Source organism: Alteromonas hispanica (genome assembly GCF_010500915.1).
Lineage (GTDB): Bacteria > Pseudomonadota > Gammaproteobacteria > Enterobacterales > Alteromonadaceae > Alteromonas > Alteromonas hispanica.
This window is the reverse complement of the sequence record NZ_JAAAWP010000007.1, coordinates 78,668-105,122: the sequence shown is the minus strand read 5'-3', so window position 1 is coordinate 105,122 and position 26,455 is coordinate 78,668. Positions and strand designations below refer to the sequence as shown.

Here is a 26,455-nt window from a genome sequence, read left to right as displayed (position 1 = left end):
AGCAATATCGCTGGCGCTGAAACATAAATACATTAAAGCCGTGAGAAAGGCGCAAGCCGTTTTCACGGCTTTTTAGATTTTACAATTCGCGGAGCATCCCACAGCGAAGGAAGTAAAATAAGCGATACAGGTACAGCGCTCACCACAATAAATGCCTGTAGTTTATCGATACCGCCAGAGCCAATCATGATAAGAATAGCTGCCATTAGTCCCATTGCAATGCCCCAAAATACCCTTACAAAGGTGGCTGGCTGGTCGGAATTCGACATAGATACAGACAACACATAAGTCATAGAGTCACCTGTGGTGGCTACAAAGGTCATGGTAAGTAATAAAAACATGAACGACACAATGGCACCTAGAGGCAGCGCCTGTGTAATAGCAAGCAACGCCGCAGGCAGATTAAAGCCCTCAAATGCCGTTGAGATAGTGCCGGGTGAAGATAACTCTAAAGACAGCCCAGTTCCCCCAACAATGGTAAACCAGAACATAGTAATAAGCGGTGCAATGATAGACAGCATGAAAATAATAGCGCGGATAGAACGGCCCTTACTTATACGCGCAATGAAAATAGCCATCATAGGGCCGTAGCCAATAAACCACCCCCAAAAAAACACTGTCCACCAGCCAAGCCAGCCTGCATCACCAAAAACGCCAGCGTCTCCTCGGTATAGCGCCATTTGAAAAAAGTTTGTAACGTGAATCACTAAGGCATCGAAAAAGCTAGATAGAATCACCAACGCACTGGTGGAGATCATTAAAAAGGCCAGCAAAACCACCGCTAAAATCATATTTAGCCGACTCAATAATTGTATTCCTTTGGTAACACCTGTTATGGCCGAGGCAACGTAAATTACCGTAAGTACACCAATCACAATAGTTTGTGTAGTTGCATTATCGGCTATATCAAACAAGGAGTTTAAACCATAGCTTACTTGTAACCCCAGAAAGCCAATTGGCCCAACGGTTCCTGCAACCACTGCGATAATGCATACCGCATCTGTGACTGTACCAATAGGTCCTTCGATTGCCCGGTGCTTGAACACCGGATAAAGCAGAGTTCTAGGGGCTAATGGTAAACCTTTTTCATAGTGATAGTGCATTAACATGATGGTAGTAAGACTGCCTAAAATAGCCCACGCGAGAAACCCCCAATGAAGATAAGATTGCGCCAACGCATAGACGGTGGCCTCTTCAGTACCCGCTTTGACATCGCCAAATACCGGAGGAACGCTCAAGAAATGGGCCATGGGCTCGCCCGCAGCCCAAAATACACCGCCGCCGGCTAGCAGCGTACTCATGATCATGGAGCCCCACTGAAAGTTTGAGAACTCGGGCTTGTCTATATTCCCCATGACTGAGCGAGCCCCAGGCATGCAGGCCATTACAATGCCAATTAAAAACGTGGCAAGTAAAAGCAACTGCCAGTACAGCCCAAAATGCCTTACCGACCAATCAAAACTGCTGTCTACCCATTGAGCGAGTGTTTTAACATCTATCAATGCCATTAGACAAAACAGGGTAATAAAGCCCGCAGTAATAGCGAAAAGCGGAATGTTTATTTTAGGTCTAGGGTTTACATTATTTTCAAAATTCATGCTATCTGTGAAGCGCCTTTTGCGTTTTAAAATTTAGACGGTGTGCCAACAGTTTTACTCGAGCTACTTCCAGCCCTGTCGCCACTTTGTTGTGTCTTTTAGCTCTCGCCAGTCAATTGAATACTCAGTTTCTGACATCACCGATTCTAATAGGCATGCAGTAATTAAACCGTCTTCGTCAAAGTTAACTTCTGTAACCATAAAATGCTTTTCTTTGTTCACGGGCGATGTTGATGTCCATTTACTATGATGTAACTTTTTTGGATTGATTTGATGTGATGACATAAGAGAACTCTTACTTGATGGGGTTGTAAGTCGTGAATGCCACAGCATTGCACTTGTTTAATAACAGCTTGTTTAATAAAAGCTTAGTTAAATAACGGCTTGAAAAAATAGCTGTTTGGCACAAATTCAGATAATAAATGCGGCAGAATCTCGTTTGTCGATATGTAGTAGTTGTTTATCTGTAATGCTATTGAACAGCAACGGTAATTCTACAATCAATATATTTCAGAATTTTATTCACTTCACGAGGAATACTAACTTCTGGTTTGTGCTCTGATTTACAGAGTGTTCTGGACCCTGAACTAACCTCAGCGCCCGCGCTTGCTAGTTTAGTCTGTACAAAAAGATCACACGCGTCATAACTAATTTGCTGACGAATTAAGAAGTCGTTTAACGCATCGAAAACAGGCTCTTTTAGCGGCAGCAGCCCTACAAAATCACCGGTGTCGGTGTTTTCGTAAAACGATGCTTCCGCGATTTCTCTTTTAAGCGTATATGCTTGCATTCGATCTAGACGTAAAAATCTAAAGCTGGCCGTCGTGCTCTCACTTGCATCATTTGCACTAAACGGGTTGGTATTTAATTCACTCACAGAACTCTCAAAGTTGTATTACTGAAATGACTATTAGCCAATGATTTACTAACAAAACATCCCGTTGATCCACATCAACGCATCTTCTTCAACGATACGCCACACTACAATTAATCACACTTTGTCGCGTTAATGAGAATGCATACGTTAAAAACGATGAATAAGCCAAGCAACGCTATTACACCCATGGTGCATGGCCTTTACAAGCTTACGTTAAAACCGTCGGTAAACTTGGCTATTCAAACAAAACCTGTTTTCGGTGCCAATGTTACCCTACACAGTGACATTATCGAGCATGCAAGCTTTATTGCCAACCCAGATAGCGTAATTGGTTGGCTAGATCTAGGAGGGCTTGCCTATTTGTGCGTTGAAGAGGGTATTCAGTTCAACCAGGATGAGACAGCGCCGCCTTTTCTACCGTCTCAGTTTTTACACTGTGACGGCGGGATTTTACGGGTTAATACACCAACACGCTTTTATCCAATAGCAAAGACCTCATCTGAGGCTCTCAAACACGGCGCCTTTTATTTCACACCAATGTGAGTTTGTGACTGATAATTTTTGATAGTGTCTTGCCAACACTAAAAACAACTGGACATACTAACGTGACACCTCAACTTACAAGCCGCTTTTTATAAGCTTTCAAGCTTACAGTCAGGTGTCCCCGCTACATCATCTAGGGTAAAGCTCCATTCTACGGTGGTTAACACAGGCTGAGCTGATGTATTTGATTCTGATGGTTTCCAACGGAGTTTTTTAAGCGCTTTCTTGCCTTCAGGTACAAAAGTATTATCGGGTAAAAATTTAATCGTTTTTATATTTTGTGGTTCACCTTCGCTGTCTATTACATATTGAAAAACAACACAACCATTTAACTTTCGCTTTGCGGCTGATACGGGATAACTTGGATAAGCTCTCTCCGATAGAACCCAATAGTCTTTGACCAACTCTTCACTGCTCGTTAAATCTAGTGGGGCGACAGCATTCTTGTCTGTCGATGAACAACCTATCACAAGCATAGTGGTTGCAAATAAAAGTATTTTTTTCATATTCTTCCTTAAATTTTAATGACTCGAATTTGTGGGTTGCATGTCACAACCAATATAAATAATGTTCACATACTATCGATAGCGGCATCGCGAATGGCACCGGATAAGCCTGAGTAGCGCCTGTCTACTTTAGAAACCATGTCACTAAAGGTGGTGGTATTTGACACAATCAAGCAGCCTTTTTTGGCTCTTGTTAAGCCCGTATACACTAACCCTCTATGAAATAGTGCTGCCGACTTTTCTGTTTCTGGTTTTGGTAGTATCAATACAACATGAGAGAATTCAGAACCCTGAGACTTGTGAATTGTCATGGCATAAACAGTGTCAAACTGCGGGACCCTAGATAACGAGATATGACGTAACTCTCCGTTAGAAGCTTCAAACCAAGCAAATAGTTTTCCGTTACTATCTGGCCAGATAATGCCTACCTCACCATTTGATAATCGCTGAGGATGATTGTTCTTCACAATCATAATTGGCTGGCCCTGATAAAATGCTCCTTCTCGACGTGTTATTTTGCTTTTGATAGCGTCGAAGACAAGCGCGTTTAATCGTTCAACACCCATATTACCTTTACGTACTGGCGTTAACCATCGCACTGCGTTTAATTGCTTTAATGCTGATTTTGCATCTGATGCATCAAAAATGGGTGCAAAGCACTGAGTTGCCATTTTGCGTAATAACTTTTCGGACACGCTATTTTCAGACCACAAATAAACGCCCTCTCGCAATGTCTTAATATCAGGCTCTTGCTCTGCAATTTCTTTATGATCTTCCTTATTGATAGCACTTAACGCAGTCGTTGCCTCACCCTTTTGAATGGCACTTGCCACAGCTGCCACTTGACCTTTAAATCGCTGTGGTGCTTGTAACGTATGTACCCATGTTTTTGCCTCTTCATCCACAGGTAACAGCGGAAGGTGCGGACATAAGGTCGCAATATGCTGTCGCAAAGCACTGGGTACAGCCCCTATTCTTTCCTCATCAAAACCATCGAGTTCATCACTGGTGTCTACCAGTTGCTCTAGTACATTGCCAAGCTCTACCGCGGGTAGCTGCTCAGCATCGCCAATGAAATACAGCCTAGCATGAGGTGGAAGCGCTCGTATTATTCGTGCCATAAGCGCTAGATCTACCATGCTGGCTTCATCTACTATTAACACATCAAGGGCGAGTTGATTCTGCGTGTTGTACTTAGTTGAAACTGTGTGTTCCCGTAAACCTAACAGTCGATGAATTGTCACCGCATGGGTAGGAACCCGGTTTAGCAACGCATCATCGATTTTACCTCTAAGGGCAGAAATACTGTCTGAAATAGATTCTGTCATTCTCTGCTGCGCTTTACCCGTCGGAGCGGCAAGTACAATATTGACATTCTCTTCACAGGCCTGAAGGGCCAGTAGCAAGCGCAAAACCGTGTAAGTCTTCCCGGTGCCAGGCCCGCCGTTAATTACGCTAAATCGTTGTACAAGACTTTTTGCCACCGCTATCTGCTGCCAGTCTTGCACTCCGCTGGTCTGGTTGTGAACGGTGTTTGCAGATGCTAATTGGAACATCGCGGGCCACAGGGCTTTAACCTTCAAAGACGCCTCGTCAGTAAGGGGAGAAAACGCTGTTCTGGCCACTATGCCATGGGCAATTTCTTGTTCAAATTCATAGTATCTGCGGCTGTAAAAGAGCCCATTGCTGTACACAAAAAGCTGAGTAATTCGTTCGTCTTTCAACGCCTTCTTCACCACACCAATAAGCGGAGTAAGCTCATCGAACATATAACCTTTTTTTGCAGTATCTGAACTGTCTAACGTCGGCTCTGAGCGGTTGAAAAGAAGCTTGCTGGCTATATCACTGAGCAAAATACAGCTGTGGCCATGCCTTTGCATAAACGAAAGCGCCACAAGCACGTGCAGCCAAACAATGTTTTCTTTTTCACTTAGTGCAGGTAGTGGAGAAAACTCTGAAGCAATAAATTTATCAATGGCTTCAATACCGTGCAGTTGTTCGAACAAAGCGTTCTTGTCAATTACCACAGAGTCGGTGCTGGTTAAGGTTGAGTCCATATCACTCTTCCCCTTCTTCGTCAGAAAAGCCAAAGGAATGCTGATGCCCTGCGTCTGATGTCTGGGGTGATGGGGTAGACTGAAAGTCTTCGCCATCAAAAAGACTATCTAACGCGTGCAAAGCATGCTTTGAAATTGGCGTGAAAAATACCCCTTCTCCCTCTCGATTCTCTGGGTGCATTCCTCGCAAATATAAGTAATACACGCCGCCAAAATGTTGCTCTGGTTGGTAGCCCACTAGCGTATTTTTCAAATAGCGATGCAGTGCAAGGCTATAAATAAGGTACTGCAAATCGTACAAATGATGCTGATTGTTCTCAAAAAGTGCACCAGGATTATAATTGGCAATCTCGTCACCTAACCAAGTAGATTTATAATCTGCCACATAATATTTACCTTCATGCTCGAACAATAAATCGATAAAGCCGTGCATCATGCCCGCTAGACTTGCTGTCATAAGCCGGGGGACCGTGAGAGCTTGCACATTAAAGTGGCTGGCAAGATCTGCTCTGTGCTCTTGTAAAACTCGGCTTAGCTTCGACCACTTACTCTCATTCATAGGAAAATAGAACTCAGCTTCTCTTAGCGTTTGCCCCAGTTGAAGAGTGCTCAAGGTCAAATTCTCTTGAGGATAAAGCGGCGTTTCAAGCGCTTCATTTAACCACTCATATAAAAAGTCGGCTTTGTCTTCCTCAAGACCAAATCGATTTAGTAATTCAGGGCCATGCTCTTCCCACTCAGGTGCGCTAAAGTCATTGAGCTCTAGCAGATCATGTAAAAGATTGCCCGCACTTGCCCCTTTAGTAAGCGTAAATCGCAACTGGTTAGCCGCCTCAACGTGAGGGGTCAACGCGGCATTAGCCGCATCGTATTGATTCAAATCTGAACTTTCACTGCGACCGTCAGCAAAAGTAGAAAACTCCTCGTCACGGGCGGTTTGGATAACGGGAATCGTTTGCACGTTATTATTAGCTATAGGAATATTGCCCTGAGTAGTAAGTCGGCTCAACGCTGAAAAGGAATACAGTCGCCAGTTTTCGCTTTCAGTACCAGTGAATTGAAGCGTGTAAAGCTGAGGTACAGCGTCTTCGCGATTGAAACTGGAATACGTAATATCAATTTCATCTGCGCTAATATGGCAGCTGTGAGCATCCGTCTCCGCGCTCACACTGTTAAGCGCGTTTATCCATGCGTTGTCGCCCTCTGACGCAGCAGTATTATCTTTTGCGTCAGTTTCTTTAGTAATACCAAGAGCACGCGCTAATGCGCTTTTCTCATTTCCATCTAGCGGGATCACGCCCATGTAACAGCGATGGGCTGCTCGAGTAACAGCCACATAGGCCAGTCGCATATCTTCGGCAGCCCCTTCATCTCGCACTCTCGCAATGGCTTGTTTGGTTTGACCTAGTTGCAGCTGCAGCCCTTGCTTGTCTTCATCGTAATAGGTGAAAATTTGAGACATGGATTTGCCATTTTTAGCAGGATCTTTATATCCGGTTGCAAAAGGAACAAATACAATGGGATATTCTAATCCTTTAGAGCCGTGCTGGGTGATAAGGCGAATAAGTTCACTGTCGCTTTCTAAGCGAAGGGTCATTTCCTCGTCAGACTCAGGCTGATGGATTTGTTTATTTAGCCAATCGAGCAACTGTTCTGGCCTTTGATGCGTGGTACTTGCTTTTTCAAGTACTTCAGCAAGATGCTGGTAATTTGTGAGCGCTCTCTCTACGTCGTTTCCAAAGGGCGTATAACTCTCTTGCATTAGCTGCAGTAATACACTCATACACCCCTTTTGCAGCCATAGCTCACGCAATGTAAGCACGCGGTCATACGCAATATCCCACAGGCCGTCATCTTCGTGAAACAGTAAATCAACTAAAAGCTTGGGGGTGTATCCCCATAATGGCGACGCTAGACACGCCGCAACTTTGTCACTATCACTGGCGTGCCAAATACCGTTGAGTAAACGCAGTACGTCTTTTGCCTCTGGAGTAAGAAATAAGTTACTTCTGTCGCTTAAATAAACGCAGGCTAACCCGTGCTGTTGTAGCACGTATTTTATAACACTTGCTTCGTTTCGGTCTTTCACCAAAATCGCTATATCTGCTGGTTTCACGGGACGACGGGACGACGCCTCGTCAAACTTCGCCTCATTCAATAAACGATAAATTTCTTGTGCAATCCACAGTGCCATTTGACGACGCATGGTGTCGGCATCCTGTTTGTCATCTAAAAACATGCTGACGTAATTCATCGCACGACGATGCTCACAGGGATCATACAGCGGATGTTTAGCCGCGGCGGCTTTTTGCGTAAATTCAACCTGCGTATAGTTAATGCCGAAGCCAAAAACATCGGTTGGCTCTTCAGAGGCAAGGGGAGCACCGTAAAATAGGCGATTATAAGCACTCACCATACCTTCGACAGAACGCCAATTTGTATTCATTACCCAGCGAAAGTCTGCTTGTTTACCTGCTTTTAAATAGGTAAAGATATCGCCTCCTCGAAAGCGATAGATTGCCTGTTTTGGATCACCAATCATCAACAGCGCATAAGTATTTCTCTCATTTACATAATCGCCTTCAATAGTTGGCTCTGCATTTGGCTCTATGGCGTCTTTCTGCTTACGGATATTTGGGTAAACCGCATCTAAGATGGCATATTGATTGGCATCCGTATCCTGGAACTCATCAATCAGCGCCACTGGAAATTTTTTGCGAAGTTCACCTACCAGCGAGTTGCCTGGCCTAGCAACTTCTGCCGCTAACATATTGATAAGGTCATCGAAATCAATAATACCCCGCTGTTTTTTCTGTTTTGCTACCGTTGACTTAACAAATGAAATAGCTTCATTAATGAGCGTGAAAACCGGTAGCTGAGCCAACGTTTTATCTCTTTCAGCAATCTCTAGCTCAATTGCTTTAGTGAAATCTTTTATCGGACTGAGAATGTCTTTTATGCCCGATGAATTGCGTGAATAGCGTCTCTTATCTAGAAACGCTTTCGCCTCATCTGGAGCGTCTGTAAACTCCCCTCCTCTCAACCATACTTTGAGAGCCTCAAGTTCAGTCGGTCGTGTCTTTTTATGCGCAGGTGTTTTTATCAGTTCTTGATAAATCAGTGACTCGTTTTCTTCAATACTGTTTAAAAATACGCTGAATTGAGCCTGATGCGTATCAGGGTGACTATTTAAATTATGTTGAAACGAAGTCTCGACGGACTCCTCATCAAGCAACAGCGGGGTTAAATTACTGTGTAAACTGGTGTAGAACTCACTGAGTAAACGTTCAGGCACATGCCAGCTCGACGAGGCTAATAGCAAAAAATCATTCTCTGTATAATTATCAACACCACTACTTACTTTTCGTATCCAGTCTTCACATGCCTGCAGGTAAAGCTCACTCGTGTCTTTACTCAAGTTTAGCGACATCGCAAAGCCGCTGTTAAAGGCAAGTTGTCCAATAACATGCTGACAGAATCCGTGTATTGTAAACACCGAGGCTTCGTCGAGTTCGAGCTGTGCTGCTTTTAAGCGACCTAAACTCTCTTCTATATCACCGAGTTTTAGAAGATGCTCATAGACGGGATCGAGTCCTTCGGGAATATCACCTTCGTTGCTACTCACCTGCTGAAACACAGCCGTTGCATCGCGAAGCGTGGCTGCAACTCTTCCCTTAATTTCTTCGGTTGCCGCTTTGGTAAAAGTCATGACCAAAATTTCTTTTACCGTAAGCTTTTTCTCTAGCAGCAGCCGTAAATACAAGCGAGTGATATTGAATGTTTTACCGGTTCCTGCACTGGCTTCAATGAGGTGACGCCCGTAGAGCGGCATGTTTGGTACATCGAGAAGTTGAGATACTGCAGCGTTGTGATTTGCATTGCTCATAGCTTTTCCTCCTCAGCTGAATTGGCCACCATGGCAAACAAAATAAACCCCTCAACACAGGGCAAACTTTGCCACGATATACCATCGGGGAATAGCCATTTTAAGTAGGGATCGTCAGCCATTTTTGGTCCGTACTGAGACGTAGACTGTTCCCAGCTTCGCAACAACCGCTGCGCCGTTGAACTTTCAAACAAATCGATTGTGCGTTGTATTATCTGCTCAGGTTTCTCTGAGCCTATATCTTCTTCAAATGCACAACCATTCTTAACGCGTAAACGTGCTCCAGGTAGTTGTGAGTAGCGCTGTAGCGCTTGAACAACTTCATTAAATATTGCCGGCGTAATGTCACTTACCAATGCTTTACTTTCAGAGTTTCGCTTTCCTGGCACCAAATCATTAAACTGACTGGCATAAAGCGGTGTGGGAGCCGTGAAAATTGAAATGTACAGTTGCTCAATAAACAGCAGAATATTCTGCGCTGTGCTGGTATCAAACGGAGCATACCGTCGCTTAATTAATGTGGTTTCACCCTTTTCCCAACTGCAATAATAAATATCCAGTGGGTAGCCGCTATAGGTATGAGTGTCGGTATTGGCACTAAAAACCAGCTGAGACATGAAATACGACAGCGCTCTTGTATCATTAATTTTACCTGCACAACGCTGAACTAGGCTATCAGCAGCCTCAAAAGCAGTTGTTGTGAAGGTGATATATTGACCTGTAAAAGAGGCCGTTTTGGCTTCAGCGTCATGGGGCCCAATGGCTTGGTTCAGGGCCAGCGCACCGTCCTTCCACACTTGAAGTTCTTCGTGGGCTACCGGGTTATTTGGAATATCGCCACGCAACATCGCAAATTTCGCTATTTGCTCGCCGACATTATCATAGCTTGTTGGCTGCTCCTGACTTGTGGGCACCGAGAAAATAGCGTCTAACACTTGGTATCGCACAAGAGCGTTAGTTTCGAAGGGTTCACTATTTTCAAGTAATGTAAAAGAATGCGAAAGATTGACACCCAAACGTTGCTGTGAAAAGTACGCCAAAGGATCTTTAAATGCCCTTGCAACCTGCATTGTGGACAGCCGGGTGTCTGTAGCACTATGAGCGTCATCTAATGTAGCACTAAGTTCAGAAGCACTATTCTGCGCAATTGCGCTGTTTTCGTTAGCTGATGAATTTGCATTCTCTTCTGATGCTTTACTCTTTTCGTCTGCTGCTATCTTTGCTTGCTGTAATGCATCTGCCAAGCGTAACCAACCGGTTTCATAACTGGGTAAAGCCCCCGTAAATGCAGACTCACTAAAGGGGTGCAGCGGTGCAAATTTTGTGTACAGAGATACATCGAGTTCATAGCCGTTCTCTAACATATCTATAAATTCAGCCAGCACTAAGCTGGGCTGACGCTCGCTGTTATTTTTTACGTCATTACCTTGATAGCTCAAGTATAGGCTGTCTCTAGTAGAGATAATGGCTTCTAGGAAAAGGTACCTGTCTTCTAAACGTCGAGAGCGATCGCCCAATCGTCTCGCTGGCCCCGCCATTAAATCGAGTCCTAGCGGGGTTGCTTTTCGCGGAAACTCACTGTCGTTCAAACCTAAAATACATACTTTCTTAAACGGTATGCTGCGCATCGGAAGCATGGAGCAAACCGTTACCTGCCCCGTCATAAAGTGATTTCCCGCATCAGGTGAGGAGAAGCGGCTAAGCAACAGATCTTTAATTTGGCGCAAACTAAGTTCATGCTCGTAATCCGCTTCTTGGCAGCGTGCGTATAAATCGGCTGATACTTTGGCGATTAAATCCCAACTTTGCTCCTGCTCTTTAGTAGATACGAAACACGCGTCTCGCAGTGTTAATAAATCCTCGGCCCATTTTTTAGGTGTGCGTGGAGTGGTGAGCTCATTGGCAAACCGTCCAAGTAACTCGATAACTTGCACTAATTTGCCTAGGATCAACGCACTTTGGCCCTCTACATCAGGAATTGTGAGTGTTTCATCAATCACTACTTCACTGTCTGGGGCTAACATTCCCATCAATAAACGGCGAATGCCCCACCACCAGCTGTACGTATTTTCTTTTGTGACACCTTCGGAAACGGCAGATTTATGCTTAGCGTTAAGCCCCCAGTGAATATGCGCCTGCTCTAACCACACGATCATTTGATCAATATCACTTTGGGAAACGTTAAAGCGCTTTTGCACAGAGTCTAGCTGTAAATAGTCCATAATATCCGACACGCCAAACCGACTATCTGGCAGCTGCAATAGCGCCATGTAGGCTGCAATTAACGGCTCGGTGTCCATAGGGCTTCTATCTGCTATCGAACAGGGTAAGCGTGTGGTTCCCTCCCTGCGTTGCGGCTTAGTTCCCACTCTATGAAAAACAGCATCTACAAAGGGTGCGTAGTTTTCTATAGCAGGGCACATAACTAAAATATCTGACGGAGTACGCGCACTGTCTTGAGAAAGCCAGTGTAAAAGGTGGTCGTGCAGCACCTGCACCTCTCGCAGGGCTGAGTGAGTGCACATAATAGTCACGCTATCGTCTTGCTCTGCGACTTCGAACTCGTTTATAGGCTCTGCAGGCGCAGCATGCAATATGTCGTTGTGAATGCGGGTGAGCAAATTAGAGGTATTGCGTGCTTTTTCGCCGTTTGCGTCTGTATTATCGTCTAGTAAGGTATCGCCTAGTATGTTAGCGCCTAAGTCGTCTAGTTCAGGAGCATCAAAAGCACTTATCTCGAAAGTGTCTAAATCGGTAAGTAAATTAAACAGTTCTCTACCTTGTTTACCCAAATTACCAAGCAAGGGGTTGCTTTGTTCTTGTGACATCCACTTTTCAAGCCCTTCCATACGAAGCTGTCTAGCAAGTTCATTATCACTTTTTGCGTCTCCCCAGTAATTGACGCTAGGATTCAAATGGAAGATATGGATATCGATATGCTGAGCCAACGCATCAAAAAACGCAATTAGCTGCGGCGCCATGGTATTAATGGCGAACACGACAATACGCGACGGTAAGTCAGCAGGTATCTGACCGGCTTCAAGCGCCTCAAGCGTCATTTTGTGAAGTCTAGCGGGATGTAGCGGCTGATTTTTTGTAAGCATTCGCCATATTTCGCTTTGCCACAACTCCATATCGTCAAACACAATTCGCTCACTTTGCTCCCAAGCAAATAGCCAGTCTGGTCGATAAAGCAAATATTGTTCATAAACGTCTGCAAGCGCAGTTGCGAGTTGTAATCGCTGGACACCCTGTTCTTGTTCACTACCTGCACCGATCCAATAACGACGAACCTGCTCGAACGCATCGGACTGCATCAGCTCATCATCTTGCAAAATGTTATCGATTCGCCACGTGAGAACTTCACGTCGATAAGGAGACTGACGAGGAACCTTTTCGCTGCCTAGCACCACTCTTGCAGTGTTCCACATAAATCTTACAGGCAGAGGAAAATCGAGGTTCATAGCTATGCCCTGCTCACGGGCAAGCTGCATACTAATCCAGTGTTGCATTCCGGGACTTTCAACAAGAATGGTTTCAGGAGAAAAAACACCTGAAGGCTGTTGTTTTAGCAGGGACGTTAGCAGAAAGCTAAGATGCTCTAATTTGTTTGATGGATATAGCGCAAGCACTCTAAAAATCCTTTTGTTATCAGCATTTAGTCCATTTCATGCAGAGCATAAAATGACTGAGCCCTTTTTGTAGTGAGATATTTTAGTGTATCGCAATTCAACTCGGTGTTAAGTGATTTATTTTTTGTGGCAACGGCTAGGTATGAAGACGAAAGGAGGGAAAATGTGCAGAGAATAAAAAAACCCATACAGACCTCAGGACACGAAAATTCTGTATGGGTAAGGTTTACGGACCACATAATTACCATCTGAATGCGTGTTGCCTGGCACCCAGTCAGATTATCTGCAATTACGCAGCTCAGTTAACACAATAGCTTTAGCAGGTAAGATGCCAACTTTAAAACCTCTAATTATCAATAACATAAAAACTTTGCAATCGATAATAAATGAAACCCTAGTTTTTCTTTGGTGCAAATGCACCATTGATATGCAAAAAGTATTTATACCAAGGCGCCCTTCCAGTAAACTTCACAACCACATAATCACCGCAATAGACGAATGGCGATTCCTATCGCAAAAACTGATTAACAGGAGCCTCAATGTTAAGCGCACAACAGCTAGCCACCATGCTTTCACTTCAAGATAAAATGAATGCAAAAGTAAATCCCGACTGGCTGAATGCTGGCTACGGTTATTTAAGAGCTGCTATGGTAGAATCGGTAGAAGCCATAGAGCATCACGGCTGGAAATGGTGGAAAGCGCAGCAAAAAGACCTGCCACAGCTGCAAATGGAACTAGTCGACATTTGGCATTTTGCGCTAAGCGCCTGCATTATCGATTTTAAAGGCGATATTTCTGCGTCGGCAGAGAGCATTGCGGCAGAGTTAGCAGCCGGCAATCTTAATGTAACCTTCGACAATACCAACTACGACGTCGCCAACCAGTCGTTATTAGACAATTTAGAACTAATGACGGGTTTGTGTGCCGCCAAGCGATTTAGCGTACCGCTATTTATGCATATTGTCGCGCAATGCGAGATGTCGCCTGATGAACTTTATCGGCAATACGTTGGAAAAAATGTACTTAACTTTTTCCGACAAGATAACGGATACAAAGAGGGTACCTATATTAAATTATGGGGCGGTAGAGAAGATAACGAACACTTGGTAGAAGTAATGAACTCGCTTGATTTATCAAAACCCAATTTCAGCGATTTGGTGTATCAAGGTCTTCAGCAGCGCTACGAAGAAACGCAGTAATCATATCCAATATTTTGACATTATAAGTACACAATTAGCTATGCATTAGCACTGCCACCTGCAAGCTTTTTAGACAAACACTGCATATAAAAACGGGGCTCTTTTGATAAGAAGCCCCGTTTCTTTTTCGTTTTATACTTTGCTTTCGCTTTTCTCTTACAATTTTTGGTCGAGGGCTAAACCCTAATTTAGCCGCTCTTTACTTTGCACTTTGCGCTAAGCATCTACCCAAACTAACTTTTTAGTGTAATTGCCTTGAATTACATCAACAAAACGTTCTTCTAGAACATGACGTTTCACCTTGAGTGTCGGTGTAAGAAGGTCGTTTTCAATGCTCCACTCATTACGCATAATCACCACCCTGTCCATAACTTGGTGGCTTTCTAGCTTGGCGTTAATATTCTCGAAAGTTTTCGTCAGGCTTGCTTCAATAGCCGCTTTGTCTTTTTTCTGCGCCTCTTCACTAAGCACCAGAAGCGCAACAGGTTGAGGAAGGTTTGTACCGGTCACACACACCTGTTCTACCACAGGGTTTTCCATAAACTTCGCTTCAATAGGCGCTGGCGTTACATACTTCCCTTTCGCTGTTTTGAAGATATCTTTGAGACGACCGGTGATTTTCACGTAACCATCGCTATCTATCACGCCCTTATCCCCGGTGCGCAGGTACCCGTCTTCGGTAAATACCTCTGCAGTTTTCTCTGGCTCTCGGTAGTACTCAATCATATTGCACGGCGACAGAACCTGAATTTCACCTTCGTCTGACGTTCGAATGTCTACGCCTTCATAGGGCTTGCCAATACAGCCAATTTTGTCGTGCCTGAAAGGCACACTGCCCGTACCGTAAGCGCTATTTTCGGTCATGCCCCACCCTTCAGAGATATTGATGCCGATTTTTGCAAACCATTCGATAACAGCAGGGGCTAACGGCGCGGAACCACTTGCCCACAGCCTAGCATTATTAATACCTAGTCCATTGCGAATTTTCTTCGCCACGATTTTATTTAAGATAGGAATTTTGAGAAGTGTATCGAGTTTCTTCTGTGGCATTTTAGCGAGCACGCCCATTTGGAACTTAGTCCACAAGCGAGGCACCGAGATAAACAGCGTAGGCTGACAATGTGCCACATCGCGCTGAAACGTCGCCAGGTCTTCTACAAAGTGGATTTTTCCACCGCTGTAATAGCTCGACAATTCAACCAGCACCCGCTCTGTAATATGCGCAAGAGGAAGGTAGCTGAGTGTTCTATCGTTTTCATTAATACCTAGCTGATCTAGCGAGCGTCTCGCTGCCCAACAGGCTGTATTGTAACTGTGAACCACCCCTTTCGGCTGCCCCGTACTGCCAGACGTGTAAATGATAGTCATTACATCGTTCATGTCGTGCACCGGTGAAGCTTGCAACGGCTCACAATCAATAAATTCGTTCCACTGCTGAGTCGCTGGGATATTAGGATATGGGAACGCCACCGTTTTATAGGTTGACGGAATAGAAGCCACCTGTTGCTCTGTATTATCCAATTTACCGACAAACAGAAGCTGTACGTCAGCATGCTGAAGTACGTACTGAACGGTATCTGGACCCGCGGTAGAAAATATAGGCACCGAAATGTGCCCTGCCATCATGATACCTAAATCTGTGATAAACCATTCGGCACAGTTTTTAGAAAATATGCCAATTCGACTACCTGGTGGTAGCGACATTTCGCAGAGTCTGGTGGCCACTCGTCTTGCAAGATTGGCTACTTGCTTCCATGTAAAATCATGGTATTCGCCCTTGATAGGCTGAGTAAGGAATACGTCATCCCCACGGCTCTTTTCCCAGTGGTACAACATACTTAATGGCGATTCGATTACTTCCGTGCTTTTTGCATTTGCTGTCATATCTAGCGGCATAGTTCACTCATTTGTTGTTATAATGTAGCTCATTTTTACAATGATTTCACAGAAGTATAATAAGCCTTATTTTTTATAGAATGACAAGCTTTTTAAACTGGCGTTTACTTTACAACCTGCACAGACCGTGGGATGGCGAGCACAATTTAGTTTTTTTATAGTCGCCGCTATAGTTTTATTATGAAGGGATTGCTGAAACATTGAGCGAAATCATTAACCTCAATGTTTTTTCCACTGTTTAAATAATAACGGTTTTATCTCTTTAGCAGATGCCGGTTTCGCATAATAATAGCCCTGGTGGAATATACATCCTCTATTGAGTAATGCCGTAGCTTGGCCGCCTGTTTCTACCCCCTCTGCTATGCATTTCATCTTCAGATTGCTGGCAAGTGAAATAGTGGTAGACACCAAAGCCTCGTTGGCATTTCCAGGCGCCATTTCATTCACAAAACTCTTATCAATTTTTAGTACCGAGAGAGGATAACGCTTAAGGTAACTCAAAGACGAAAAACCTGTACCAAAATCATCAAGGGCCAGTACAAATCCGGCATCGACAAAACGTTGAATTTGGAGAAGTGCATTGTCTGTATAATCTATCAATACCCCTTCCGTTATTTCAAAACGGAATGCCTGTTCAGGTAAATCGAACTCCTTTAGCAGATCAAAGACACTGTTTAGGTCAAATTCAGTTTTAAAATGCAGAGCAGAAAGGTTTATAGAAACATATCCAGTAAATCCGTCTTGATACCATTCAGACAAATCCGACGCCGCTCTGCGCATTGCCTTTCGCGTGACTTCTATAATGTATCTTAGCTCTTCTAGCACGGGAATGAACTGGTCTGGGAACAAAGGCTTGTCGTCTAACTTTCCTCGCAGCAGCAGCTCCACGCCAACGGTTTGGTTGGTTTGCGCATTTATAATGGGTTGATAGTAGTTGAAGAAACAATCATCAGAATAGGCGCGTTTTACCCTATTCTCTAACAGCAGCCGTGATTTCGCCTTTTCATTCATATCATTGGTGAAATAGGCAAAACCATTGAGGGTGTCTTTTTTCGCCGTATACATTGCTACGTCAGCCTGCTTGATGAGTTCCGCAGGCTCATGAGCATCGTCAGGGTAAAACGCAACTCCGATACTGCAAGACACTCGCAGTACTTCACTTGATAGGGATATAGGGGTTTCCACGGCTTCGATAATCTGCCCAACAAATGGGCTTAAATCATCATCGTTTTCTACCTCTTCAATAACAATAACAAATTCGTCCCCCCCTAAGCGGGCAACTGTGCCGGAATCTGCAACCAAATTGCGCATTCTATTGGCCACAATGCGAAGCAGCTTATCACCATAGTCGTGCCCTAAAGAGTCGTTTATTCCTTTAAACCTATCTAAATCAACAAACATGACAGACACTCGATGGCCGTGATGACGAGCAAGGGCAATGGCGTGCTCTAGACGGTCTAGCAATAGTGTTCTATTCACCAAGCCGGTCAAACTGTCGTAGGTTGCAATTTTCAGAAGCTTCCGCTCAGCTTGCTTTTGTTCTGAAATATCTGAAATAACAATTAAATAGTGTCCTGGCACATGACCGCTTCTGCTTATGGCACTGATGTCTATGAGGACGTCGTAACGTTTGCCGTCGGCTCCGTCGATGACGCCTTCATCCTTCCAAAAATCTCCACCCTGCATGTTAACCAGTTTGTCAGAGAGATGCCGAGCTAAATTTGGGTAACGAAGATAAAGTCGATTTAACTGCTTCTTCAACGGTTCTTTTTGATTAAATCCAAACACCTGCTCAAAGGCCGGGTTGGCCGCTACAAGTTCTTTGTTTTCATCAAAGATAAGAACCCAATCACGCGTTTGCTTAAATGCGTCACTAAAGAGTGATACTTGCTGCTGCGCTTTGCGTAGCGTAACCAATGCCTTGTGACGAGAGAATAAATACGACGCCACCAACGCTAAAATCAAGACAGCATACACAGTGTAGGCTGCTGGGGAGCGATACGGTGCATAAGGAACAGTCAGTGTTATTTGCGCTGGTCTGTAGCTAGTTTCAAAACTGCTGGGCGTGGGTGCGACTGAGAAACTGTACTTTCCTGGGTCTAAATTGGCTAAGGTTATCTTAGCGTCCTCGGTGATACCCTCTGAGATAAGTTTGTTACCACTGAGGAGTTTGTAATAGTACTCTATCTCGCCGACACCTGATGTAACCAGCGATGAGAAGTGAATGGTTAAGCCATAATCATCATGGGCCAACTCAAAATGCTGGCCATTTAAATTTTTAAGCGCTTGGGGCAGTTGGCGCTGACCAAGAGAAACTTCTGTAATAGCGGTTTGCCGCGCCGATAAACTTCGCCCAGCCTCGGCAGTGTCTAATTGCTCTGGAGCAAATATAATAACCCCACTGGTAGAACCAAACGCCAAACGCCCATCTTCTAAGAGAATGGATGCCCCCTCGTTAAATTCTGATACCGACAGTTCTCTTCCATAGATAAAATTCTGTATTTTACCGGCATAAGGGTCGTAGCGATGAAGACCCTTGTGAGAGCTAAACCAAATATTACCGTCGCGATCTTTTTGCAACCCATAGGCAATATTGGTCTTTAACAGATTGGTATCGTTCAACTTATACAAAGGTTCAAACGTATCAGCATCAAGCCCAATTAAACCAATCCCGCTGTGGGCTAGCCATAAAACACCGGTATTATCAATCACCCAAGAATTTACAGACTGTTCATTCAATCGGTCACCTTCAGAAAACCGATATACAAGTTTTGGCTCGTTGGTTTTCCTGTTGATTAACCAGAGCCCTCCTTCCATAGCCAAAAACATATCATTGTTGTGATATTCAGACTCTCCCAGAAACCTACTCGCAAATTTTACATCTAAGATGGCGGGATCAAAGGGCAGTGCTGTCAGCGTCTGATTAGCAAAATCATACTTGTAAAACTCGTTTTCTCCGATGAAATACAGTTGCCCATCTGAGGTTATCGAGAAGCCCGCGTTCCACGCATCCAGTAAATTTTTATCACTGCTATCCTTTGTCGGTAATGAGCTCGCCAGACCGGTTTTTGGATCAAATAAACTCATGCCTTCATATCTTTGGATAACGAGTTTATCGTCAGGTGCGGGGGCTATTCGGTCGATGTTATTCAACCCAAGCAAAGAATCTTCAACGGCCTTTTTAAAATAATGCGTAGACGTTCCCGTAGACAAATCATGGTGAGTTAGGCCGTTAGCAGTTCCTATCCACAGTTTACCTGGTGTGGTTTCTGCAAGCGCCCATACCACATTGTCGCTAAGCTTATCGGTCTTGGCTTGTCTTTCATTTTGAATAGTGTAAATCTCAGAGCTTTGCACTACAAAATGCAAAGCTCCACCAAATATGCTGCTAAGCCAAAGGTTCCCATCACTGGTTGTTGCTATTGCAGCAATTTTCTTATCTGACAATGCCGAGCGACCGTTGTTGGGCTCAAGAATATGCTCGTAAGTCCACCTGCCTTCTTTTTTACTCAGCTCGTACAAGCCCCTGTTTGTACCTAGCCAGAACGCATTCTCCTTCGACTGCTCCATCGTCCATACGTTAGGGCCTGATATGGCTTGTTCAAATCGGCTATTTTTTCCTTCGCGAACCTGCGCCAGAAAACTCTCTTTATCAGTTGTAAAAACGCCGTTAACTGTGGCAATCCAAACTCTATCGCTATCGTCTTGCATAAGAAACTTTGCGTTTTGGTTATCTTCGGTGGCAGCGATACCGTTTAGGTAATCAAGCTTTTCAAGCGTTGCAGAGGTTTTGGATGTGTCCAGAGTGAAAACGCCCGCCGAAGTTGCCACTAAAAGTATCTCATCAACAGTGATGGCATAACGAATACCTTGAGAAAGCTGGATGAGGTCATCCGGAAGCGTGGCTAGGTTTTCAATCTCACCGGTTTGCGTATTCAGACGCTGAACGTTTTCCGATAAAGTAATAATAAGGTGTGTGCTGTCTTGCCAGTGAAAGGCATCGGCAAATTGTATGTAGTCTTGGTAATATTTATAGGGCGTAGGCGTTAACTGCTCAATCGCTTGGGTATCAAGGTCGACGCGATAAATTCCTTTGCCGTACACACTAACAAAGAGCGCCTCCCCCTCTTGAATGGTTAGGCGTGAGATGTAGCTGTTTGAAAAAAGATTGTCGCTATTATCAATTTCTTTTGTCTCTACACCATCCCATCGAACTAATCCTCCGTCTGTCGCAATCCAAACAAAGCCCTCGTTATCGACTACAATATCGTTAACCACATCCTGAGGAAGGCCATTTTTTGTGGACAGCGGTTGGAAAACCGGGTTTTGTATTTTCGGCTCAGCCGCAGCTAGCGTGCTGAACAAAACGAAACATAAACTGATGTATATATACCGATGCATACCCGAGGTCGTTGTAGGCAGAAATGATTCAGGAGGAGTGTAACAGAAGGAAAGTCTTTTGGGCAGACTATAAAATATACATTAGTAATAAAGTATATAAAAGTTAAGCCTTTGATTCACCGCAGAGTTTTATTAGCGGCATTATTTTTTAGCCGAATGCGCGATAACTTTGGCCGTTTACTGATCGTCACTCTTGTTGAACCGGTAATCGTCCAACAGGAATAACATTTCTACGTATACTCGGCTGTGGTGCCAATCGATAGAGATCACCGTTTTCGCCAACATAAGTTTTCATAACACCGACAGACTTTGCAATTTCAGCGTGTGCGAGTAAATGAGTCTGCTCTCCGTGAACTGGAATGGCTATTTGAGGCTTTACCCAACTATACATTAACTTGAGCTCTTCCGCGCAGGGGTGGCCACTCGCGTGAATAGGCAGTGGACTGGACTCACTGTGAACAGTTGATATTCCTTTACCTTTAAATGCTTTGTCTAGGCGCGCTACCGTCTCTTCATTACCCGGTATAACGATACTAGAAAAAATAACCGTATCGCCTTTTTCTAGTTGTAAGTGTGGATGCGTATCATGGGCAAAGCGAGCAAGAGCGGCGTTTTTCTCTCCTTGGCTTCCTGTGGCTACCACCAAAACTTCCTTGGGAGGAAGATAACCGAGGTGATGAGCATCTGCTACAGGCAAATCGTCGGGCCAGATGCCTTGCTGACGAGCAATGCCATACATGTTCATTAATGACCTTCCGTAAAGTCCCATGTAACGACCGGTTTTTCGTGCAATTTTAGCAAGAGTGATAAGTCGCGCTATATTGCTGGCAAAACACCCAACTACCACACGTCCTTTTAGCGGTAGAATTGTACTGAGAAGACCGTCGTAACAATTGCGCTCAGAAACAGAAAAACCTGGCTTGTTCGCATTCGTTGAGTCACCAACTAACGCAAGAATATTCTCATTCCCAAGTTGTTTGTAAAGTTTGGGTTCGAAAGGCTTCCCTGTTATCGGCGCGGCATCTATTTTCCAGTCAGCGGTGTGCAGGACAGCGCCTGCCGGGGTTTCTATTTTTAATGCGAAAGGCTCGGGTAATGAATGGGTTATTTCTAACCACTTCACTGTAAACACACCAATGTTCACTGAATCGCCCGCAGAAACCTCAACAATAGGTATTTTATTTGCGAGCTTACTTTTTGATAATTTGCGTCTTAGCACTTCCGCAGTAAAAGACGTGGTATAAATTGGCTTTCTAAAGCGTTGCCACAAATAGGGAATTGCACCCACATGATCTTCATGTGCATGAGTAATAACAATTCCCGCCAGTGCGTCTTTTTGGCCGGCAATAAAAGCGGGATCTGGTGCCACAACTCTGTGGGTTGTCTTGCTAGACTGAGTCGAATTTTTTTTATAGGGAGCAACGAGAGGTTCGTCAAAAGAAACGCCACAATCAACCATCAGCCACTGTCCATTATGACCATATAAGTTTAGGTTCATTCCTATCTCACCGGTTCCTCCTAGCGGAGCAAACCACAGATCATCAATGCCCGGCTCTAACACGTTATTTACCTCAATAATGTAACGCTATTATAAAATTCGACCCATTTAAGCTCAGCCTGACAAAGGATGGCTTTTTTAACACTTCGCTACGAGTATGTGCTGCTGGCACGTCTTAGGTGCTGAGGCGAGCTCGTTTGTACTGGAATAAGCCCTGAATAACCACATTTTTACCCGCATGCAGATGATATCTTGTAAACGCAGTTCTCAATGCTTAGATCACTCTACAGAGACTGAGCGAACTCTTGCGGTGTTATCACCTCTCCTTCTTCCTCTGGCACTGGACATACAATTACCATTAAGTTGTCTTGAGACATGCCTGGTACCCATTTCGTCAAAAATTCATCGGTAGTCAGCGCCATAGCCTCACAATGCGACCAATCGTCTGTGGCCCAAAGAAGTGCTAGTTCAGCCTCTGGCCATACTGGCACGCCGTCGTCCTCATCGGTAGTTAGCATGACGCAGCCATGCTCGTCGGTGAGAATGAAAAGTTTCTTTTGTTCTTTTATGGAAGCAAGGCTTGCCTCCAATCGTTGAAATGTATTTTTCTCTAACATTGGGTGTATTGATGACATTTTTTTCTCGCTATGTAATTGAGGCGATGGAAGAGACACTCGCTATGATGTCAGCTAACCCTACCCGTCTAATTTGTTTCATGGTGTGAAGATATACTTTCAACGACGTATTATCGATAGAAGCGATGAGAGTGACTTCTGCACGCCCGCGTAATTGTGTCTCTATATTTGCCGGTAAAACCGCGATTCCGCCTTCCTCGCACAAGTTATTGAGTGCAAGCGACAAAGAGTTTGTTCTCAATTTTGCATCTCTAAGCTGTGGGTAGGCCGTGAGTAACCAATCTCTTGCCTTTGCCCCCCAATCAATAGCAACAAACTCTTCAGCATTAATAGAGTCAGATGATTTGCCGACTCTGTACAACCCCAGTGGTTGCTCGAATAGAACGACACTGTTTACGTCTTCAGACTTCAATGGTTCAGTAGAAAATGCAAGGTCAGTAACACGCTCGTGAAGCTGCCGCGAAAGGGTGTCGAGTGTTAAAACATCGGCTTTTACAGACCAATCTGGAAAATGCGTGTGCAAGTTTGCCAGTACATGGGGTAAAAAAAGATCGCTGGCTAGTTGCGTGGCACCACAAACCGCGTATTCAGAGCTTTGCACTTGGAGTTCCTGCTTTGCATCGCTCAGTGTGTTACATAACTGACGCGCGTAAGGCAGCAGCTTCTCACCGGACTGAGTAAGCTGAATACTATTTCGCTGACGGATGAATAGCGTAGTATGAAAATATTCTTCAAGAAGTTTAATTCTGGCGCTCACCGCCGATTGCGTAAGATAAAGATTTTCAGCGGCTTTGCCGAAATGACGAGTTTTAGTCACCTCAATGAATGTGGTGAGAAAGCGTATATCCATACTTGCAGTACAACCAGCGTAATTTAAGATCTGAGAGGCTTAAATAATACGTCAATTGCAGCAAAAAGCACAGCAATGCGCTATCAATAGATAGCGCACGATGATTTTTTAACCGAAAGCTTGTTTTAGTGAGCTTCTTCGTGCGAGCGACGCTGCTTGTCTCGGCGCAACATAGCGCGTTTTCGCATCGCTTTTACACTTTTTTCTCTCAGTGAATTCGGTTTCTTAGAGTGAAACTCTCCGTCATCCGACGCATCCCACTCCTCACTTTGAAAACGATAATCTTTACTCATTACAATCTCAAAAATTTTCTAGAAAGTATAACTACCCTTTGATTATTGCTTGAGTGGGGGGAATTGGAAATGAAATTTAATTATCGTATCGATAATAATTTTTACTTTAGGGCGTGGTGATCTTTGCTTTGCGAATTTCGGGCTAAATGGAAGCATTTCAGTACTGAAAGCCGCCGCTACACCGCGTTGCGCGAACAAAACTAAACACTCAGTGAAAGACGGTTTAAAAACATAGGTATGTAACAGGTCTATGAATAATTAGATAAATTTTTTTTATTGATAAGAAAAAAATCTTTTGCTTTATCTAAACGCAAACTTCATTTAAAAGTGCGACGTGGAATAAACAACGTTGGAAATTTCCTTATGAGCACAACGATTCGTCCGTCAACAAAACCATTTATTGATCGCCAAAAATTTCCTTATGGCTTTAAAAAGTCGGGAGACTTTAGTATTTCCGAAGCAAATCTACTTACCACATACGGCCTCACATTATTATCGCTAGAGCGTGGAGATTTAGACCCTGAAAATGCTGAAGAGATGCATTTTGTCGACTTCACTAAAGGCAAGGCAGAAGCATCTTCAAGTATCGAAAAAGCGTGGTCGAAGTACGTTCAGCTTGCCAGGGGAAAAAAACACTTTTACACCCTGCATAGCAGCGCGAGTAACCAGGCAGATTACGACGATTCCTATTCAGACGACGAATTTGACGTGGCTTAACAGGTTACAGTCTATTTAGAAACAGGCCCGCTGAATGCGGGCTTTTTTGTTTATTCTGAACTGATCTCAATCAATCTATAGGCAGAACAAATTGAAAACATGATGTTTTTTAGCATTTAGGAACTACACTTAATGCAAGGTAATAAGCCTAAACTAACATTACGTTGGCTCAGACTTTTTATCACTATCTGCCAAGCAAAGGAGGCGCAAAGATGATTTTAAGTTCAAAGAAACTCACACAGTATTCAATCCACGCCACAGACGACAAAATTGGTGGTGTTAAAGACATACTCTTTGACGATGAAACCTACACTACGCGTTATTTAGTGGCCGATACAAATACGTGGCTTCCGCTTAGCCGAAAAGTGGTTATTTCACCTGTCTCGGTAACGCAAGTTGATGTAGACGATAGTTCTGTTCATGTGGACATGACAGTAGAAACGCTTAAAAACAGCCCCTCTATCGACGAACACAAACCCGTATCCCGTGAATATGAAGAGCATCTATTTAAGTATTTTGGTTACGGATATTATTGGATAGGTCCAGGGGCGTGGGGCGAATATGCCTATCCGAACGAATTGGTAAGCGTACCTACCGATGAAGCCAAAGAAGGTGATTTACCGCCAGAGTCAACTAACCATTTACGGGCCTGCGGTGAGATTGATGGTTACGAAGTTGCAACTACCGATGACAATGTAGGTCATATTAGTGATTTTCTGATTGATACAGAAACATGGAAATTGGTAATGCTCGTGGTAGATACAAATAATTGGCTACCTGGAGGAAAGCATTTAGCACTTCTACCTACTGATATAAAAGAAATTGATTGGGCTGCTCATCATATAGCCGTGAATTTAAGTCACGATGCCCTTATGAAGCGACCAGAAGTAGATGAGGAGCGATTGGGCGATGGCCATTACATTGCTGCTCTGGCCGCCCAAATCAATGATATGTAGCTTAATGCTAATTGAGACAAAGGTTTAATGAGAACGTCCGCACCTCTGCGGACGTTTTTATTTACTCACAGAAAAACTCATACATTAATCCAATTAGCCGCTTTACCCTCTCATCGGATAGCCGATAATAAATGGTTTGCCCTTCCCTTCGTGTTGCAACCATATTCGATTCTCGCAAAAGGGCTAAATGTTGCGAAATCACAGGCTGTGAGACGGTAACTACTTGCAACAGCTCAGAAACCGACTTTTCTTGCTTTAATAAAGAGCAAAGAATCATAAGTCGCGTTTTGTTAGCAAACTGCTTTAAAAATAACTCTGCTTCTGCAGAATGCTCCATCATTTCGGTGGGGCTTAGCAACATTTCCTCAGACATTATGAATCCCTGCTTTTGCTGAAAGTGACAAAGTACTTCAATATTATACTAAAGTATAAGATTTTTTTCATAAATTACCTAAAATCAGGATTCGATGAGTTATATTATCTTGCGTTTGAATAATCTCAAATATACATTAGTTTAAACTTATATTATAAAATTTGGAATAATCATATGCTTATTGATTTAAAAACACGCCTAGAAAATATCGACGTGGATATTAGAACAGTGTCAGCAAAGCAAGCTGCACAAGAAATTGAAAGCAATCAGGGTATGTTGATTGACGTGAGAGAGCCAGCAGAGGTAGCAGAAAATCATGTCGAAGCCTCGCTGCATATTCCAAGAGGCGTATTGGAGATGCAGATGCTAGAAAAGGCAAAAGATCCATCCACACCGATTTATCTGCACTGTGCTTCTGGTGCAAGAGCGAAACTGTCCGCCGAACAGCTTATAAAGATGGGTTATGAGAATGTTTCTGTAGTAACGTGTTCATTGGCAACCATAAAGCAAGTTCATCGAGCTTAGTAAAATGCGACCT

At 43.9% G+C, this 26,455-nt stretch carries 19 protein-coding genes; 5 read left to right on the top strand and 14 right to left on the bottom strand.

The features are described from left to right. Positions 1-62 precede the first annotated feature (62 nt). The 3 genes from GTW09_RS12060 to GTW09_RS12050 form a co-directional block, all read right to left on the bottom strand. The gene (locus GTW09_RS12060) at positions 63-1,598 is read right to left on the bottom strand and encodes a BCCT family transporter (protein ID WP_163112089.1); all 1,536 of its coding nucleotides are present in this window, start codon (positions 1,596-1,598) and stop codon (positions 63-65) included. A gap of 63 nt (positions 1,599-1,661) precedes the next feature. Next, complete coding sequence (locus tag GTW09_RS12055; RefSeq protein ID WP_163112088.1) at positions 1,662-1,883, bottom strand: TIGR02450 family Trp-rich protein; 222 nt, start codon at positions 1,881-1,883, stop codon at positions 1,662-1,664. A 187-nt stretch (positions 1,884-2,070) separates the two neighbouring features. After that, positions 2,071-2,475 carry a hypothetical protein gene (locus tag GTW09_RS12050; protein WP_338024954.1) on the bottom strand — a complete coding sequence of 135 codons (405 nt, stop codon included), beginning with the start codon at positions 2,473-2,475 and terminating at the stop codon, positions 2,071-2,073. Positions 2,476-2,631: 156 nt separating this feature from the next. Between GTW09_RS12050 and GTW09_RS12045 the strand changes: the two genes are divergently transcribed. Next, entirely contained in the window at positions 2,632-3,018 is a 387-nt protein-coding gene (locus GTW09_RS12045) for a hypothetical protein (RefSeq protein WP_239059371.1), read from the top strand. A gap of 89 nt (positions 3,019-3,107) precedes the next feature. Here GTW09_RS12045 and GTW09_RS12040 read toward each other — a convergent pair whose 3' ends face one another. From GTW09_RS12040 to recC, 4 genes are all read right to left on the bottom strand, one after another. Next, positions 3,108-3,524: an energy transducer TonB gene (locus GTW09_RS12040; RefSeq protein ID WP_163112086.1), complete on the bottom strand. Its 417-nt coding sequence runs from the start codon at positions 3,522-3,524 to the stop codon at positions 3,108-3,110. Between the two features lie 65 nt (positions 3,525-3,589). After that, entirely contained in the window at positions 3,590-5,581 is a 1,992-nt protein-coding gene (gene recD, locus GTW09_RS12035) for an exodeoxyribonuclease V subunit alpha (protein ID WP_163112085.1), read from the bottom strand. A gap of 1 nt (position 5,582) precedes the next feature. Next, on the bottom strand, positions 5,583-9,467 hold the full coding sequence (recB, locus tag GTW09_RS12030; RefSeq protein WP_163112084.1) for an exodeoxyribonuclease V subunit beta: 3,885 nt from the start codon (positions 9,465-9,467) through the stop codon (positions 5,583-5,585). Continuing rightward, positions 9,464-13,099 carry an exodeoxyribonuclease V subunit gamma gene (gene recC, locus GTW09_RS12025; protein ID WP_163112083.1) on the bottom strand — a complete coding sequence of 1,212 codons (3,636 nt, stop codon included), beginning with the start codon at positions 13,097-13,099 and terminating at the stop codon, positions 9,464-9,466. The genes recB and recC overlap by 4 nt, the downstream gene beginning before the upstream one ends. A 539-nt stretch (positions 13,100-13,638) precedes the next feature. Here recC and GTW09_RS12020 point away from each other — a divergent pair. Then, positions 13,639-14,298, top strand: coding sequence for a dUTP diphosphatase (locus GTW09_RS12020; RefSeq protein WP_163112082.1), 660 nt, complete (start codon positions 13,639-13,641; stop codon positions 14,296-14,298). Positions 14,299-14,514: 216 nt separating this feature from the next. On the opposite strand, the gene GTW09_RS12015 is transcribed toward GTW09_RS12020, so the two are convergent. The 6 genes from GTW09_RS12015 to GTW09_RS17480 form a co-directional block, all read right to left on the bottom strand. After that, a complete protein-coding gene (locus GTW09_RS12015; RefSeq protein WP_163112081.1) occupies positions 14,515-16,194 on the bottom strand; it encodes an AMP-binding protein in 1,680 nt (559 codons plus the stop codon). 219 nt (positions 16,195-16,413) lie between these two features. Beyond that, the gene (locus GTW09_RS12010; protein ID WP_163112080.1) at positions 16,414-20,595 is read right to left on the bottom strand and encodes an EAL domain-containing protein; all 4,182 of its coding nucleotides are present in this window, start codon (positions 20,593-20,595) and stop codon (positions 16,414-16,416) included. Positions 20,596-20,782: 187 nt separating this feature from the next. Beyond that, entirely contained in the window at positions 20,783-22,156 is a 1,374-nt protein-coding gene (locus tag GTW09_RS12005) for an MBL fold metallo-hydrolase (RefSeq protein WP_163112079.1), read from the bottom strand. A 221-nt stretch (positions 22,157-22,377) separates the two neighbouring features. Beyond that, positions 22,378-22,728, bottom strand: a complete 351-nt coding sequence (locus GTW09_RS12000; protein ID WP_071979863.1) for a DUF2750 domain-containing protein — start codon at positions 22,726-22,728, stop codon at positions 22,378-22,380. Positions 22,729-22,738: 10 nt separating this feature from the next. After that, positions 22,739-23,578 (bottom strand): LysR family transcriptional regulator, encoded by an 840-nt coding sequence (locus tag GTW09_RS11995; protein WP_163112078.1) that lies wholly within the window; start codon positions 23,576-23,578, stop codon positions 22,739-22,741. 125 nt (positions 23,579-23,703) lie between these two features. Next, positions 23,704-23,871 (bottom strand): hypothetical protein, encoded by a 168-nt coding sequence (locus tag GTW09_RS17480; RefSeq protein ID WP_198033554.1) that lies wholly within the window; start codon positions 23,869-23,871, stop codon positions 23,704-23,706. Between the two features lie 363 nt (positions 23,872-24,234). Here GTW09_RS17480 and maoP point away from each other — a divergent pair, with 363 nt between their 5' ends. Further along, on the top strand, positions 24,235-24,588 hold the full coding sequence (gene maoP, locus GTW09_RS11990) for a DUF413 domain-containing protein (RefSeq protein WP_163112077.1): 354 nt from the start codon (positions 24,235-24,237) through the stop codon (positions 24,586-24,588). A gap of 212 nt (positions 24,589-24,800) precedes the next feature. Continuing rightward, a complete protein-coding gene (locus GTW09_RS11985; protein WP_163112076.1) occupies positions 24,801-25,544 on the top strand; it encodes a PRC-barrel domain-containing protein in 744 nt (247 codons plus the stop codon). A gap of 61 nt (positions 25,545-25,605) precedes the next feature. Here GTW09_RS11985 and GTW09_RS11980 read toward each other — a convergent pair whose 3' ends face one another. Continuing rightward, a complete protein-coding gene (locus GTW09_RS11980) occupies positions 25,606-25,917 on the bottom strand; it encodes an ArsR/SmtB family transcription factor (RefSeq protein WP_163112075.1) in 312 nt (103 codons plus the stop codon). Positions 25,918-26,091: 174 nt separating this feature from the next. On the opposite strand from GTW09_RS11980, the gene GTW09_RS11975 reads away from it, so the two are divergent. Beyond that, on the top strand, positions 26,092-26,442 hold the full coding sequence (locus GTW09_RS11975; RefSeq protein WP_071979868.1) for a rhodanese-like domain-containing protein: 351 nt from the start codon (positions 26,092-26,094) through the stop codon (positions 26,440-26,442). Positions 26,443-26,455 lie beyond the last annotated feature (13 nt).

Coding starts and splice junctions, on each gene's coding strand:
- GTW09_RS12060 (WP_163112089.1), bottom strand. CDS start 1,598: ATGAATTTTGAAAATAATGTAAACCCTAGACCTAAAATAAACATTCCG.
- GTW09_RS12055 (WP_163112088.1), bottom strand. CDS start 1,883: ATGTCATCACATCAAATCAATCCAAAAAAGTTACATCATAGTAAATGG.
- GTW09_RS12045 (WP_239059371.1), top strand. CDS start 2,632: ATGAATAAGCCAAGCAACGCTATTACACCCATGGTGCATGGCCTTTAC.
- GTW09_RS12040 (WP_163112086.1), bottom strand. CDS start 3,524: ATGAAAAAAATACTTTTATTTGCAACCACTATGCTTGTGATAGGTTGT.
- recD (WP_163112085.1), bottom strand. CDS start 5,581: ATGGACTCAACCTTAACCAGCACCGACTCTGTGGTAATTGACAAGAAC.
- recB (WP_163112084.1), bottom strand. CDS start 9,467: ATGAGCAATGCAAATCACAACGCTGCAGTATCTCAACTTCTCGATGTA.
- GTW09_RS12020 (WP_163112082.1), top strand. CDS start 13,639: ATGTTAAGCGCACAACAGCTAGCCACCATGCTTTCACTTCAAGATAAA.
- GTW09_RS12015 (WP_163112081.1), bottom strand. CDS start 16,194: ATGCCGCTAGATATGACAGCAAATGCAAAAAGCACGGAAGTAATCGAA.
- GTW09_RS12010 (WP_163112080.1), bottom strand. CDS start 20,595: ATGCATCGGTATATATACATCAGTTTATGTTTCGTTTTGTTCAGCACG.
- GTW09_RS12000 (WP_071979863.1), bottom strand. CDS start 22,728: ATGTCATCAATACACCCAATGTTAGAGAAAAATACATTTCAACGATTG.
- GTW09_RS11995 (WP_163112078.1), bottom strand. CDS start 23,578: ATGGATATACGCTTTCTCACCACATTCATTGAGGTGACTAAAACTCGT.
- GTW09_RS17480 (WP_198033554.1), bottom strand. CDS start 23,871: ATGAGTAAAGATTATCGTTTTCAAAGTGAGGAGTGGGATGCGTCGGAT.
- maoP (WP_163112077.1), top strand. CDS start 24,235: ATGAGCACAACGATTCGTCCGTCAACAAAACCATTTATTGATCGCCAA.
- GTW09_RS11985 (WP_163112076.1), top strand. CDS start 24,801: ATGATTTTAAGTTCAAAGAAACTCACACAGTATTCAATCCACGCCACA.
- GTW09_RS11980 (WP_163112075.1), bottom strand. CDS start 25,917: ATGTCTGAGGAAATGTTGCTAAGCCCCACCGAAATGATGGAGCATTCT.
- GTW09_RS11975 (WP_071979868.1), top strand. CDS start 26,092: ATGCTTATTGATTTAAAAACACGCCTAGAAAATATCGACGTGGATATT.